A 12,071-nucleotide genomic window follows, 5' to 3' on the forward strand; every position below is an offset into this window, starting at 1 on the left:
TCCCGGATGAACTTTCTGTCGGTTGATTGTGAAGCTATTGCGGCGGAGAAGATAGGCGCATGCGCATCGCGAGAAAAATGTCTGAGATGCCTGCGTTAGAGCTTGCGCCGGAAGGGCGTCGGCTGACCCTTAAAAGCGGAAAACGGCTGGACCGGAACCGATGGGTCGCTATCCTATGGCGATCATCGATGAGGAAACCATGTTCGAAACCCTTGATCCCGTTCCGCCTGAGATCGCAACTGCGATTTCCGACGGCCTGACTGCCTTCAACGAGAGCGCTGAGATCAGGCGTGAGGCGTTCGCCATCGTCTGGCGAGAGAATGGAGGGCTTACTGCCGGAATAACGGCGTCCGTTTCCTTCTCGATTCTTTTCATCGGCAATCTGTGGGTGGCAAAATCGCTGCGGTTGAGTGGCATCGGCACGAAGTTGATGGCGGCGGCGGAAGAAGAAGGGCGCCGCCGCGCCGCCGTAACGGCCTGCGTCGACACGCTCTCGACCCAGGCGCCGGACTTTTACCCGAAGCTTGGATATGTCGAATTCGGCAGGATCAGCGGGCATGCCGCAGGCCGGCCTGTCGACCGGATCTGGTTCCGCAAGGAATTCTCCGTCGCAGCCTGATCAGGACCGTTGGCATGACCGATGTCGGCGAAGTGCGCGAGAGGAATAGGGGGTGCCGTGGCCACCCCCTCTGCCCTGGGGAGATCGGCAAGAAGCCATGCCTCGCCCGAAATCTACGGTTCAGTCACGGCCGTTAGTTTGGGGAAGCCATCGCGCCCAGCCAATCTCCCTCCTTGTGGGGGAGATGCCCGGCAGGGCAGAGGGAGCTCACATGGCACGCCGGTAAAGCTGCAAGCAAACAATTGCATAAACCAACGTGGCGACGCGACCGCTTCCCAAATCCGTGATAGCAAATAAGGCGGGTTAAGGAACAAGCGGCGGCCGCACAGCACACGGTGTGGCCGGCAAGGGGGCAGCATGCGATTCATGGCAATTCTTTCGATCGGCCTCGCCATCGGCCTGGCGGGCTGCTCTCAAGTGGCGGAAAAGGCGGAGAACGCCGCCAATCGCTCTTACACCAGCTATGCGCTGGGCAAGCCCTATGCGGAGATCGCCAATCTCGGTCAGTCGCCGATGGCGCGGCTTTCCGGTTCCGAAGCGACCTTCGGGCCGATGATCGGCGCGACGCCGTTGACAAACGGCATGACGATCTACCGGCATATGGCGCCCGCCGCCAGGACCGAGACCGGCACGAATTTCGTCGGCCTGGTCGGCAGCTCCACCGTTTCTGAGAATAACCGGCTTTCCTATTTCCTGGTGGGCGCCGACGGGATCGTCAAGGATTGGGCCACAGGCTCGGTGCAGGGCAGCGCCAGCGACTGCGTGCAATATATCGGCGGCATCATCAACCGTTGCAACGACATGCGGCAGCTCCAGGCCTCGCTCGCGCTATATGATATCAGGGTGGCGACCAAGGGCGGCCAACCCATTTCCAGCTGGGGCGAACCGGCTGCACCTGTCGTGAACTGAGGGGAGGGCCGGCCGGGATAAGGTCGTTTGACTTATCCGCTGGCCAGCGGACGCGTTGACGGCTAGGCGCCGAAATCATCCATGAAGGATGGATGGATGGCGGGCTTGCGTTCTTCGCGTGCGTCGCGAAAACGCTGGGGAACAGCGCCGAGACCGCTGACGAAACGGCTCAGGAGCCGGCGATTGAAAAGTTTCTGTATGGCACTCATGGCAGTTCACTCATTCTTTTTTTTGTTAGCCGGCAGCATATATTTTGCTCAAGCTGCCGTCGCAATGGGCAATTTGGCATGACAGCTATGCGCACGTGTGCATGGCGATCACATTGACGTTAAGAGGACCTGTCCAGGGCGCTCGACCGCTATAAATTGTGCTCTTCGGCTAAAGCCATGCCCCTGCAAAGGAGAAGCTCAGATGAACCGATTTTTCGCACTTATCGCGACCGGAACGCTGATCAGCCTTGCCACGATCACTTCGGCCTGCACCTCCACTAGCCCCGATCAGACGTCGTCGATCGGCGGCGGTTATTATTATCACGAGAGTAGCTCGCTCAACCCGGCTTGCGCCGATGGGTTTAGGCCCAGCGATGGGCGTTCTTGTAGTTATTAGGCGTATTCGGTGGCAGATCTGAGCGTATCCCCAATGGCGAACGCGGCCTTTGAGGAACCGGATTTTTGTGCGGGAAGGCCAGCCTGTGCGGATTGGTTCAGTCTATATCCTCTACAGGCTTGATATAAGTATGTGAGAGATAGCGGCGTTCTCGCCGCCTGATAAATCAAGGCAGAGGTCTGCGGCTTCCAAAAATCTTGGCAAATGCTGTAGCAACGGCATGCAGAGTCAGTGCGAGAACGGAAGGTTTTTGAACGATCGGAGGCAGGCCCATCACCAGCCGCTGCGTGGGAGTTAGCCTCACGGTGTCGACCATTGTCCATGCATTGCCGGCATCGACGTCAACAAGACCTTGGGAGCGCGCTTGCTTCACGATTTCATCGTCGGCGAACCCAAGGCCGTCAAGTTTCCCGCCCTTGGCGGCGACGGCGCGAAGGAGTTCTTCAATCGTCTGCGGAGATTGCATTTTGTGCCCTATATCCTCAACCCAAGGGCTGGGGTATCAGGTTGCAAATTTCGCGTAAATCGTGCGGTGCAGCAATGGCGCCGAAACTACCAAAAATGGTTAGCCGGCAAGGTTAAGCGAAGCCGCTCTGAGGGCTTTCATCCGGCGGCAGCTTAGATCACTCAACTGCAACTCCATTAAGGCTGACTGCAAGAGATGGTTGAAAAGCACCCGCCGGAAGTTCTAGTCTCCGACTGGCTGGGGATATTCAGATGGCAACCTTGTCTCGCGTCTTTTGGAGCAGTTTCTTTTCCGCTGTTTTTGCTTCCCTATGTCTTGCCGGCGGCCCGACGTCATCGGGGACCGGCTTCGCAGTAACCACCGATGGGTGGCTGCTGACCAATGCGCACGTCGTCCAGGGATGCACGCGCATCGAAGTGAAGGGCAAGGGTGATGCCGCCGACCCGCGGATCGACGCCACGAACGATCTGGCTTTGGTGAGGGTCAATGCTGCCGAGCCTTTGAAGCCTCTTGTGTTCCGTCACGCACCAACGCGCCTCGGCGAGGACATCCTAGCCATAGGCTTTCCCCTGGCGACGTTGCTGTCGGATTCAGTTAAGGTCACCACAGGCAACGTCAACGCGCTTGCGGGGCTTCGAAACGACACCCGCTACATACAGATTTCGACACCGATCCAGCCCGGCAATTCAGGCGGGCCGGTCGTTGACCGCGATGGCTTTCTCATGGGCATCACCAGCGCGACGCTGTCCAAGGGACTCGCGGACGAGATCGGCATCACGGCGCAGAACGTGAATTTCGCTATCCGTGCCTCGGTTGCCGACCTTTTCCTCCAGTCCCAAAACATTACCGGGCAATCTGGAGACCGCGCAGCGGATCAGCAGCCGATCTCGACCGCTGACCTGGCCGACAAGATCACGCCCTCGGTTTTCCAGATACTCTGCTACGGCGAGAAACAGGAACAGGCGTCGGCCAACATGCCAAGCGCCACGACTAATCTACCCGCACCGCCAACTGCCTCGTTCATCGATGCTCGCGGCTATGACGCGATCGGCTTCGACTACCGAGCCGTTAAGGATGTTACTTATTCAGGATGCCGCGAGATTTGCGAAGGCGACGGCCAATGTAGGGCGATTACCTACAACACCAAGCACGGCGTTTGCTTTCTGAAGAACAATATTGTCGCCCTGATAAGGAATTCGGATGCGGTGGCCGCCTATGCATCGTCAAAGGCAGCCGATGTGATCGTGTCTGATTTCACGAGCTATTCCGGCATCGATCTCCCCGGCGGAGACTATAAGCGCTTAAGAGGCAGCAACTATTTACAGTGTTTCACTGCCTGTATCGGCGACAATGCTTGCAAGGCATTTTCCTATGTTCCCAAAAAATCCGAATGCTGGCTTAAGGACACGATCGGCCGGCCTAAGGCGACTAAAGGTGTGGAGTTGGGGATTAAGTAAAAACAGTGAACGCCCTCACCGAGCCGACTCGCTCGCAACGCGATGACGAAACCGCCTCCAAATTGTCTATCCGGCGTTAACTTCCACCGTGGTCAGGTCTTCGATGGCGCCGATACCTGGGGTTACAAGCAATGTCCACGGCAGAACGCCAGTCAAAACTGGTTCATGGAGCGTCTCATTTCCGGCGTGGGCCGTGCCGCAATAAACATCACCGCTTTGGACACCTGCTTGGCGTCTAAGTTATCACTCAGTGAAGTCCTTGCAGTCTGTTCCGACGCTCCGCCAGCAGTTCATGTTGAACCAGATTCCTGGCATTGTCCGAAAGACCATTCGGCCCCAACAGACCAAGTTCGGTAAACCGCGCTTCGATTTCCTTAGGAATGCTATCCGCTTCGTGTTGGCAAAGGCGCACAAGCCACTTCCATTCGTCGCTAGTCATATCCCTGTGAACGACCATGAATTGCTACCCCCTCCCGAGAACAACGACATCCATTAATCAGTACCACAACTTCGATCGAAAGGCAGGTGGCTCGACGATCAGGCTGAAGGACGAACGCGAAGTTTCCGATCATTCTCGGTAAGTCTCCACAGCCGATAGTTGGCAACGGTGGCGCATACTTCTAGCCGCAGTCCGGCGCGCGATCTTGCAACAAATATAGAAGTCTGTTTGCGCGGAAGAAAAGCCACATCCCTCCGAGGGAGAAGCTCAGATAAACCGATTTTTCGCATTTATCGCGACCGGCCTGATCAGCCTTGCCACGATCACTTCGGCCTGCGCCTCGTCCGGAAGTCTCGATCAGACTTCATCGATCGGCGGCTACTATCATGAGGGTCGTCCACTGAACCCGGCCTGCGCGGACGGGTTTAGACCCAGCGACGGGCGGTCCTGCAGTTATTAGCGGGCGCGATACTTGCCATGATCACTTTGGCGCATATGTTCTCTACCATATAGTTTTGCGAGTGTGTCTTTAGCGTTACAGCTATTTGTTGAGTTGGGCCGTATCTAATATGTTGCAAGACATGGGGTAAACGAAGATGAAGCTAACGATCGCCACCATTTTTCTAGCACTTGTCGCAACGAGCGCGTTTGCAGCGGATGCCTTGCAGGACGTCCCGGCCGCACCTGTTGCGGCTGCGCCAGCTTTCAGCTGGTCAGGCCCGTATCTTGGTATCGATGGCGGCGCCAGTTGGCTGAACGGTGACTTCAGCGTCGGCGGCGCCAGCGATTCTCAGGATTTCAACGGCGGCGTCTTCGGTGGATTTGCGGGTTACAATTTCCAGTTCGACAACAACATCGTTGTCGGTATCGAGGGCAATCTCGAATACAATTGGAACGAAGAGGAAGCGCTGGGGGCGGACGTTGGGACCGATTGGGCCGGCGCTGTTCGTGGTCGTGTCGGCTACGCCTTTGACAGAGCGCTGCTTTATGGCGCAGCTGGATGGACCGCCACGCGTGGATACGTGGACCTGCCGGGATTCGACAAGGAAACGGAGACCTTCAACGGTTACACTGTCGGCGCTGGCGTCGACTTTGCCATCACCAACAACATCTTCGCGCGTGGAGAGTACCGATATAACGACTTCGGCGAGAAAGACATTCTCGGCGTTGATGTCGACCTCGACCAGCACGAACTCAAGTTCGGAATCGGCGTGAAGTTCTAAAAACTGTCCGTCGATCAGCAGTAGAAAAGCCCCACAAAAAAGCGGGGCTTATTCTGCGTTTCATGGCAACGACGTCATTTGATGCAGCTCGCTGCGGTGGATGCCAAACTGAATTCAACTCTCGCGCGCCGAGCGAACGGCACCTGATGCGGAGGAAGGTGATAAAGCATCGCGGGCCTTGGAAAGAGGCCCGCGATGCTTTCAAGTTATTGGATGACCTCAATCACCGCGCGGGTCTTCGGATTGACGAGCACGCGCTTTTTGTTGACGACCACATAACCGTAATCAGGTTGATCGGGGATTGTGTGGATCTCGACCGTGTCAGGAAGCGGCGTACCGACTACGACGTCACCTTCAAAGGTGACGGATGGCGTTTCCTGTTTTTGGACATAGGTCTTGACCTCGCCAGGGACGACGACCGTCGTCGTCTGCGCGACCGCCGCTCCTCCGAGTGACAGAAAAACCGATACCGCAGAGATGACCAGTGCTTTCATGTTATCCTCCCAGGATCTTGAGTGTCCCGGTGAACGCCTCCGATAAGATATAGTTCCTCCGCTACACGGAATGCCTGTGGGCATGTTTAAATAGTCACATCCACTTTCCGGGTCAGATTGACGCATTCTGGAGGCGCAGGTTTTCGCCATCCCTCTTGGTACGTCCGAGCTCGCGGAATAACGCTCGCTACTGCGTCGGGAAGCGGCTCAGCATCCGGTCGTGGACATTCTCCTCGCCGACGATCATCGCCGCAAGCGAGATGGCTTTGTCGCGGTCTGCGGCTTTCGTGATATAGCCTTCGAGCAGGACGACAGGGCCGAGCATCCGGATCTCGATGGCGCTGCTGTCGATGTCCGGATTTGCGGACAGGGCTGCCTCGATGGTTGCGATCGTCGATGCTGAACTGTGGCCTTGCGAGCAGCGCTCTTCGTGATTGTAGTTGTCGGGGCCGAACTTCATAGTCTCCTCCTGATCCGCCCTCCACGGATCTTCAACATGCCTCAAGGCTAATATGAGCAGCAGGGCCTGGAGTTGCCAGTCCGACTTAAGTCCGCCTTTCTCTCGGTATCATCCGCTTTAGATGCCTCCCCAGCCCTGTTGAAGGGCACCAGATTGTCGATCCATAGGGGGAATGAATAGCAATGCAAACGGTCGGAATAGTGGACAGGCACACAAGTGAAGACTTCGCGCCGCTGGGCCGTTCATCGAAGGTTAATGCCTGTTAACCCAGACTCACAGCCTGAAAGGATGCGCCGATGAAGATGCTTTTTTCGTCACTCGCAGCCATAGTGTTGGCTGCATCTTTCGCTCTGCCGCTGAACGCCACACCGATCGTGGTGCCGAACGCAGTACATGTGCACACCGGCGACGTCGAGCAGGTCAAACACCGGAAACATCATAAATGGCACGCGAATCGCCACTGGGAACGGCGGCACGCCTACCGCGACTGCAGGTATTACGGCTCGTGCTACCGTCAGCGGTATTACGGCCATCGCGACTATTACGGCTACCGCGACGATTACCCCTATCGTCGTCGGTCAGGTGTGACCGTGTACTTTGATTTTTAGTCGGTATTGCCGCGGACACCAACCTTGGCGCCCCACTAGCGCGCCGTCGGCATCACCGGCCGGCGGCTTTTCCGCCCTTTGCCGTTGTAGTAAAGAGTGCAGATGAACAGCACCTCCATCCATCTCCGAAAGAAACGCGCGCGCCATCGGGGCGCACCGGCTTCGTTCGGGAACGAAGGTGACTATGGGAAAGCGCTTTTTGCGCGCGACCAGTTCGAGGCTATGGCGGCTCGCCTGCGCCAGCTAAAAGGCCGCTTCATCCTGTCGATAAACGATGTGCCTGAGATCCGCAGGCTGTTCGATGGGTGTCTAGTTCACCCTGTCGAATTGACCTATTCGATCGGTGGGGGAAAGGGTACGAATGCGAATGAGTTGATCGAGGGCTAAAGGAAGATTGATAGTGCGGATGTTCTGGATGGCCTTGGCCGCGCGCCATTCGCAAGGGTTCCAATGAATGGCTGCGCACCATTTTGTCCCTCGATTACTCTTGCAACAATTCTCGCACGATGGGGTCCATCTTAACTTGATGGAAAAAGACACTCGTCGCATCTTTGGGGGCACCGTAGCAAGGTCCTTTTCGCTACGTGACTTCCACCGAATCGTGCCGGACGGATTGCCTCAATTCGGCGATCTTCCAGAAGAGCAGGTTGTGCCTGATGTGGAACAGGTGCTCGATAGATTCTTTGAAACACCCGCTGGAGATATCATCAAGAATGTCGTTCAGAGTGAACGCCTGGATCTGCAGCCCGAGCAACGGTTCGAACTCGTGAAATTCGTTGTCTTGCAGTGGTATCGAACGCCTTCGAGGTTTCTAAAGCAGCAGGAGCACCTGCGCAGGCTCATTCCGACATTGCCTCACCCCACAAACAAGATGCGTCCGCTCGGAAAGGCAGCTGATGGCGAAGACTCTTTGAGGGATATGAGGTTGGTCGCGATGCCAATTGAAGTCGTCAACCTGGCCGCAGTCCTGCAGCGCGCCGATCTTTATCTCTACAAGCTGCATGAAAGCGAGTTCTTATTGGGGGATGATCCGGTTTCCGTGGTCAATAAAAGAAGTCGACCTGCTTCGAACGTAGTAGCGCCTTTCTCCATCACTTGGCATGGGTCCGAAGTCTTTCTGCCAATATCGCCTCAGTTGGGTATCTATCTTGCAACGGGGATGGACGCGAAAAGGGGCGATATCGGCAGAACAATAAGCGAGCCAATTATCTTGGGTGCTTGTGATCGAGCGCCATTAAATCAGCTTCAATTCAGGAACGCATCACTATACGTGGCGTCCAAAAGCGGGGAGTTTCCCGACATCTAGCAATTATAAGATCTGTCACCTCCATCGAGCCACAGGTCTCAAAACATCCTTTGAGGGCACTTCAAAGGTTTCTCAAAATTCCGGAACCTAGTGTCAAAATTCCGGAATTTCGCGTCCGGCTACAGCCTGGAAAAAGTGGTGGGCCCGGAGGGACTCGAACCCCCAACCAAGCGGTTATGAGCCGCCGGCTCTAACCATTGAGCTACAGGCCCTCGGCGCCGGATGTCCAGCGCCTTGGTGCCGGAGGCCGGCACCGTGATGCCGGGGCAATGGTTCCCGCAGCATCGGTTCGCTCTAACGCAAATTGCAGAGAGCCACAAGCGGAGAGCGCAAGCATCTGTGGACGATGCATATTTCATCGATGCCGGCACTGGAACCTTGCCGCGCGGGCGACAATTAGTGAGATCGTGTTCGATGAAGAAGGCGATTGCTGATGGTGGCTTTGAACAGTGCCGTGGTGCTCATCGTGGAGGACGAACCGGTGATCCGGTTCAATGTCCTCGATGTGCTGGAGGATGTCGGCCATGTGGCGCTGGAGGCGGCGAATGCCGATGAGGCGCTGGTGGTGCTGAAGGGCCGGCAGGATGTCGATATCCTGTTCACCGACGTCAACATGGCCGGTTCGATGGACGGTCTCCAGCTTGCCAAGCGGGTGCGAGCGATGCGGCCGAACATCGGCATCATCATCACATCTGGCATGGTGCGGCTCGACCCGATGGCGCTGCCCGCCAATGCCGCCTTCCTGCCGAAGCCCTATATGCACGACGCACTGATCTCGACGATCGATTCTCTGATGACGTGACGGGATTGGCTGATGAGATGACAGGCGCGCGCAGCCGCAAAACGGGGACTGGTTTTGCGGCTGCGCGCGAGGCGCCGGGAGACATGCTCGTCTTCGGGTGCAGCGGAGGGGGTCGCGCCCTCAGCCGAAGCTGCTCTTCAGCGCCTCGTTCTCGTGGTGAGCCTTCTTTTCGTAGATCGTGAACAGCGCCATCGAGAGGAGATAGGAGAGGAAGGGATCGCCTATCTGGGTGGCGATGTCGCGGGATGCGAGAACATGGCGCTCCAGCATGCCGATGTCTTTCTGTGTCGCGGTTTCAACGATGCGTTTCATGCTGCCATCTCCAGGAATTGCGTCACGACCGAGCGGGCCGGCACGTGTCTGATATAAAGGGGTAGGGTCAGGCCGAGGGCGGCGCGCATCTTGCGCAGCACGCGGTCCGACACTTCGAAGGCGCCGCAGCAGACGGGATACTTGCCGTAGCCGTCTGCGCGGCCGAGTTCTTCCACTTCGGCGCCCGCACGTTTGTAGACGCGCTTGAGATAGGGCTCGTAGTTGGAAATCATCGTATGGATGCCGTGGTCGAGCGCGCATTCGCAAAGCGCAAGCAGCATCATCGAGAAGGCGCGGCCGGCATCGATATTGGGGAAATCACTGGCGATCGCCTCCTCGTCGATGCACATGCGGGTGCCTTCCCAGATGCCCGGGGCGATGAGATCGGCGGCATCGGGGAATGTCTCGCGGAAGACATCGTAGAGAAGGGTCGGGCCGGTCGTCGGCATCAGGCGCATGCCGCCGTAAAGGCGGGTGCGGCTGTCGTTGCACCAGACGAGATAGGCGGGAGCCAGCGAATCGTAGCTGTCGCGTTCGTAGGGGCCGACGACGGGAACGTCCCAGCCGAGCGTCTCGGCGAAAACCTTCTTGCGCAGGCGAAACATCTGATCGAGTACGGCAGCGTATTTCTGATACTCATGTGCCTGAATGATAACGAACATTTTGCCCTCCAGCGTTTGCAAGTCCGTGGAAAGCAGAATGGTTCAGACGGGCCGGATCGGAAATTCCCTCAGATAGGCCCCCCCAGATGAGGGGATTAGCCCAAAAGTATGATGAATCGGATCAGGTGCAGCCGGGGCGCGGCAAGGACCCCGACGCGCCGGCTTTGTGAATCGGGGCATCGTGCTTTCCGAAACTGACTTGATTTTCGGGCTAGGGATTGATGATGCGCAATTGCACGGCCCGCGAGGCGGCGGCCGAGATCGTGGCGCAGCCGAGCTTGAAGCGGGCGGTCTTCAGATAATCGCGCGTGGTATGCTCGGATATGCCCAATATGACCGAGATATCCTTGTAATCCTTGCCGAGCGCCGTCCAGTGCAGGCACTCGATTTCGCGCGGCGACAATGCCGGCACCGGATCGTTCTCGCCGTGCAGCTCATAGACGGCCTTGCGGTGGATCAGATGGGCGATCTCGATCCATTCGTTGCGGCAGCGGCGCACCAGTTCGGCCCATTCGTCGGCCGGTATGCGGGCATTCACCGATAGCAGCGCGCGGCGCTGCGCCTTGTCGGCGACGGGAATGGAGTAGCCGTTGCCGCCGATGCCGTGCTTCTGGGCGTCGACCAGCATGGCATAGGCCTCCGGCGTCGGCTCGACCTCGCTCCAGTCGAAGGGCAGCTGGCGTTCGAAGCCCTGCTTGACGATCGGATCGACCTTCACATAGCTGTTCAGGAGATAGCGGGAGACCCAGGCATCCGGATAGGTGGTGCGCACGAAGGGCGAATCGATCTTGGCCGCGATCGTCTGGGCGAGATGGTAGGTGACGAAATCGAGGCCATATTCTGCCTGGAGAATGCGGATGGCGGCATCCACATTGACCGCGGCCTTGATCTGTTCGAATGCGGGTTCGAACTTTTCGCTATAGGTATTCTCGATCATTTCCACTGCCCCAATTCCCTCAATCCTACCGTGAGGACCGTCTTAAATACAAGGCACCCCCACATATGCGGGGAATGACAATCCGGGCTCCGTCTGCTAGCGCCTTTCCACGAGGAGACCTCATATGGACAGCAAGAGACCATTCGAGATTGCCGAATGCCAACAGGCCGCCAAGGGCCTGAGATCCAGCTGGCAGGACATGGCGGGCTCCGAAGCGCTGATCCGCGCCCTCGTTGCCGAGCGCAACGGCGACACCCCGCTGGCGCTGTTCTGGACCGAGGTCCACCGGGCGCTTTGCAAGGAACACAACGTCTTCTGACATGGCCCGCCCCGGCGGATTTCAGGCTTTTCCCCGATATAAACAGGATCGTCCGGGCATCGGAATCGACGCCGCGGCGCCCCTGGCGGCGCGTGAATCAGTGCTTCGCGAACGAGCACGTTTTCAGTCTCATCCGTTTCCGATTTTGCAAAGAGAGTGTCGAGCGGCAATGTCGCGGGCGGGTGGAGGCAAAGCACTTATCCCATGGATTTATGCAGATATGCTTGATGAAGAGTTTCCAGCGGGAGCAGGGAGGTTGGCGGAAACGGTTATACTGTGCCATTGCTGCCAGGCGGCAGCGCCCATCACCCGCTAGTCGTGGTGCCTGCCGCTTGGGATGACGGAAGAGGAGGGAATCGAGACGCTGCCCCAAATCTCTTCTCCCCTCGGGGCTATGGCATTCACACATTTAAAATTGCCTATGGGATTGCCTTCTGATTCTCTTGTTGCAA

19 protein-coding genes and 1 tRNA gene are annotated in these 12,071 nt (G+C 57.4%); 11 read left to right on the forward strand and 9 right to left on the reverse strand.

Translation table 11 applies throughout. The features are described from left to right. Window positions 1–175: 175 nt before the first annotated feature. Window positions 176–619 carry a GNAT family N-acetyltransferase gene (locus CO667_RS21860; protein ID WP_097620345.1) on the forward strand — a complete coding sequence of 148 codons (444 nt, stop codon included), beginning with the start codon at window positions 176–178 and terminating at the stop codon, window positions 617–619. A gap of 357 nt (window positions 620–976) precedes the next feature. Next, complete coding sequence (locus tag CO667_RS21865; RefSeq protein ID WP_097620346.1) at window positions 977–1,528, forward strand: hypothetical protein; 552 nt, start codon at window positions 977–979, stop codon at window positions 1,526–1,528. 62 nt (window positions 1,529–1,590) lie between these two features. Here the strand turns inward: CO667_RS21865 and CO667_RS35465 are convergent, their stop codons facing one another. Next, window positions 1,591–1,737 carry a hypothetical protein gene (locus tag CO667_RS35465; protein ID WP_179874192.1) on the reverse strand — a complete coding sequence of 49 codons (147 nt, stop codon included), beginning with the start codon at window positions 1,735–1,737 and terminating at the stop codon, window positions 1,591–1,593. A gap of 202 nt (window positions 1,738–1,939) precedes the next feature. On the opposite strand from CO667_RS35465, the gene CO667_RS35945 reads away from it, so the two are divergent. Then, entirely contained in the window at window positions 1,940–2,134 is a 195-nt protein-coding gene (locus CO667_RS35945) for a hypothetical protein (protein ID WP_097620347.1), read from the forward strand. 166 nt (window positions 2,135–2,300) lie between these two features. Here the strand turns inward: CO667_RS35945 and CO667_RS21875 are convergent, their stop codons facing one another. Next, window positions 2,301–2,600: a hypothetical protein gene (locus CO667_RS21875; protein ID WP_097620348.1), complete on the reverse strand. Its 300-nt coding sequence runs from the start codon at window positions 2,598–2,600 to the stop codon at window positions 2,301–2,303. Window positions 2,601–2,851: 251 nt separating this feature from the next. Between CO667_RS21875 and CO667_RS21880 the strand changes: the two genes are divergently transcribed. Further along, on the forward strand, window positions 2,852–4,057 hold the full coding sequence (locus CO667_RS21880; RefSeq protein ID WP_097620349.1) for a trypsin-like peptidase domain-containing protein: 1,206 nt from the start codon (window positions 2,852–2,854) through the stop codon (window positions 4,055–4,057). 247 nt (window positions 4,058–4,304) lie between these two features. Here the strand turns inward: CO667_RS21880 and CO667_RS36375 are convergent, their stop codons facing one another. After that, window positions 4,305–4,514, reverse strand: a complete 210-nt coding sequence (locus CO667_RS36375; protein WP_097620350.1) for a hypothetical protein — start codon at window positions 4,512–4,514, stop codon at window positions 4,305–4,307. 253 nt (window positions 4,515–4,767) lie between these two features. Here CO667_RS36375 and CO667_RS21890 point away from each other — a divergent pair, with 253 nt between their 5' ends. Beyond that, a complete protein-coding gene (locus CO667_RS21890; protein ID WP_097620372.1) occupies window positions 4,768–4,956 on the forward strand; it encodes a hypothetical protein in 189 nt (62 codons plus the stop codon). Between the two features lie 136 nt (window positions 4,957–5,092). Then, the gene (locus tag CO667_RS21895; RefSeq protein ID WP_097620351.1) at window positions 5,093–5,719 is read left to right on the forward strand and encodes an outer membrane protein; all 627 of its coding nucleotides are present in this window, start codon (window positions 5,093–5,095) and stop codon (window positions 5,717–5,719) included. Window positions 5,720–5,925: 206 nt separating this feature from the next. Here CO667_RS21895 and CO667_RS21900 read toward each other — a convergent pair whose 3' ends face one another. Both CO667_RS21900 and CO667_RS21905 read right to left on the reverse strand, forming a co-directional pair. After that, window positions 5,926–6,213 (reverse strand): DUF1236 domain-containing protein, encoded by a 288-nt coding sequence (locus CO667_RS21900; RefSeq protein WP_097620352.1) that lies wholly within the window; start codon window positions 6,211–6,213, stop codon window positions 5,926–5,928. 187 nt (window positions 6,214–6,400) lie between these two features. Next, window positions 6,401–6,673 carry a BON domain-containing protein gene (locus tag CO667_RS21905; RefSeq protein ID WP_097620353.1) on the reverse strand — a complete coding sequence of 91 codons (273 nt, stop codon included), beginning with the start codon at window positions 6,671–6,673 and terminating at the stop codon, window positions 6,401–6,403. A gap of 296 nt (window positions 6,674–6,969) precedes the next feature. On the opposite strand from CO667_RS21905, the gene CO667_RS21910 reads away from it, so the two are divergent. The 3 genes from CO667_RS21910 (at window position 6,970) to CO667_RS21920 (ending at window position 8,587) form a co-directional block, all read left to right on the forward strand. Further along, window positions 6,970–7,281, forward strand: a complete 312-nt coding sequence (locus CO667_RS21910) for a hypothetical protein (RefSeq protein WP_097620354.1) — start codon at window positions 6,970–6,972, stop codon at window positions 7,279–7,281. A gap of 102 nt (window positions 7,282–7,383) precedes the next feature. After that, entirely contained in the window at window positions 7,384–7,668 is a 285-nt protein-coding gene (locus CO667_RS21915) for a hypothetical protein (protein ID WP_179874193.1), read from the forward strand. A gap of 67 nt (window positions 7,669–7,735) precedes the next feature. Beyond that, window positions 7,736–8,587 (forward strand): DUF4238 domain-containing protein, encoded by an 852-nt coding sequence (locus CO667_RS21920; RefSeq protein WP_097620355.1) that lies wholly within the window; start codon window positions 7,736–7,738, stop codon window positions 8,585–8,587. Window positions 8,588–8,723: 136 nt separating this feature from the next. On the opposite strand, the gene CO667_RS21925 is transcribed toward CO667_RS21920, so the two are convergent. Beyond that, a tRNA-Ile gene (locus CO667_RS21925) sits at window positions 8,724–8,799 on the reverse strand. A 221-nt stretch (window positions 8,800–9,020) separates the two neighbouring features. Between CO667_RS21925 and CO667_RS21930 the strand changes: the two genes are divergently transcribed. Next, window positions 9,021–9,389: a response regulator gene (locus CO667_RS21930; protein WP_097620356.1), complete on the forward strand. Its 369-nt coding sequence runs from the start codon at window positions 9,021–9,023 to the stop codon at window positions 9,387–9,389. A 120-nt stretch (window positions 9,390–9,509) separates the two neighbouring features. On the opposite strand, the gene CO667_RS21935 is transcribed toward CO667_RS21930, so the two are convergent. From CO667_RS21935 to CO667_RS21945, 3 genes are all read right to left on the reverse strand, one after another. Next, entirely contained in the window at window positions 9,510–9,701 is a 192-nt protein-coding gene (locus CO667_RS21935) for a hypothetical protein (protein WP_097620357.1), read from the reverse strand. Then, window positions 9,698–10,363 (reverse strand): acyl-homoserine-lactone synthase, encoded by a 666-nt coding sequence (locus CO667_RS21940; protein ID WP_097620358.1) that lies wholly within the window; start codon window positions 10,361–10,363, stop codon window positions 9,698–9,700. The genes CO667_RS21935 and CO667_RS21940 overlap by 4 nt, the downstream gene beginning before the upstream one ends. 211 nt (window positions 10,364–10,574) lie before the next feature. Further along, window positions 10,575–11,300, reverse strand: coding sequence for a LuxR family transcriptional regulator (locus CO667_RS21945; RefSeq protein WP_097620359.1), 726 nt, complete (start codon window positions 11,298–11,300; stop codon window positions 10,575–10,577). Between the two features lie 124 nt (window positions 11,301–11,424). Here CO667_RS21945 and CO667_RS21950 point away from each other — a divergent pair, with 124 nt between their 5' ends. Then, a complete protein-coding gene (locus tag CO667_RS21950; RefSeq protein WP_097620360.1) occupies window positions 11,425–11,619 on the forward strand; it encodes a hypothetical protein in 195 nt (64 codons plus the stop codon). Window positions 11,620–12,071: the final 452 nt, after the last annotated feature.

Source organism: Rhizobium sp. L43 (assembly GCF_002531725.1).
GTDB lineage: Bacteria > Pseudomonadota > Alphaproteobacteria > Rhizobiales > Rhizobiaceae > Rhizobium.

Coding starts and splice junctions, on each gene's coding strand:
- CO667_RS21860 (WP_097620345.1), top strand. CDS start 176: ATGGCGATCATCGATGAGGAAACCATGTTCGAAACCCTTGATCCCGTT.
- CO667_RS21865 (WP_097620346.1), top strand. CDS start 977: ATGCGATTCATGGCAATTCTTTCGATCGGCCTCGCCATCGGCCTGGCG.
- CO667_RS35465 (WP_179874192.1), bottom strand. CDS start 1,737: ATGAGTGCCATACAGAAACTTTTCAATCGCCGGCTCCTGAGCCGTTTC.
- CO667_RS35945 (WP_097620347.1), top strand. CDS start 1,940: ATGAACCGATTTTTCGCACTTATCGCGACCGGAACGCTGATCAGCCTT.
- CO667_RS21875 (WP_097620348.1), bottom strand. CDS start 2,600: ATGCAATCTCCGCAGACGATTGAAGAACTCCTTCGCGCCGTCGCCGCC.
- CO667_RS21880 (WP_097620349.1), top strand. CDS start 2,852: ATGGCAACCTTGTCTCGCGTCTTTTGGAGCAGTTTCTTTTCCGCTGTT.
- CO667_RS36375 (WP_097620350.1), bottom strand. CDS start 4,514: ATGGTCGTTCACAGGGATATGACTAGCGACGAATGGAAGTGGCTTGTG.
- CO667_RS21895 (WP_097620351.1), top strand. CDS start 5,093: ATGAAGCTAACGATCGCCACCATTTTTCTAGCACTTGTCGCAACGAGC.
- CO667_RS21900 (WP_097620352.1), bottom strand. CDS start 6,213: ATGAAAGCACTGGTCATCTCTGCGGTATCGGTTTTTCTGTCACTCGGA.
- CO667_RS21905 (WP_097620353.1), bottom strand. CDS start 6,673: ATGAAGTTCGGCCCCGACAACTACAATCACGAAGAGCGCTGCTCGCAA.
- CO667_RS21910 (WP_097620354.1), top strand. CDS start 6,970: ATGAAGATGCTTTTTTCGTCACTCGCAGCCATAGTGTTGGCTGCATCT.
- CO667_RS21915 (WP_179874193.1), top strand. CDS start 7,384: ATGAACAGCACCTCCATCCATCTCCGAAAGAAACGCGCGCGCCATCGG.
- CO667_RS21920 (WP_097620355.1), top strand. CDS start 7,736: ATGGCTGCGCACCATTTTGTCCCTCGATTACTCTTGCAACAATTCTCG.
- CO667_RS21930 (WP_097620356.1), top strand. CDS start 9,021: ATGGTGGCTTTGAACAGTGCCGTGGTGCTCATCGTGGAGGACGAACCG.
- CO667_RS21935 (WP_097620357.1), bottom strand. CDS start 9,701: ATGAAACGCATCGTTGAAACCGCGACACAGAAAGACATCGGCATGCTG.
- CO667_RS21940 (WP_097620358.1), bottom strand. CDS start 10,363: ATGTTCGTTATCATTCAGGCACATGAGTATCAGAAATACGCTGCCGTA.
- CO667_RS21945 (WP_097620359.1), bottom strand. CDS start 11,300: ATGATCGAGAATACCTATAGCGAAAAGTTCGAACCCGCATTCGAACAG.
- CO667_RS21950 (WP_097620360.1), top strand. CDS start 11,425: ATGGACAGCAAGAGACCATTCGAGATTGCCGAATGCCAACAGGCCGCC.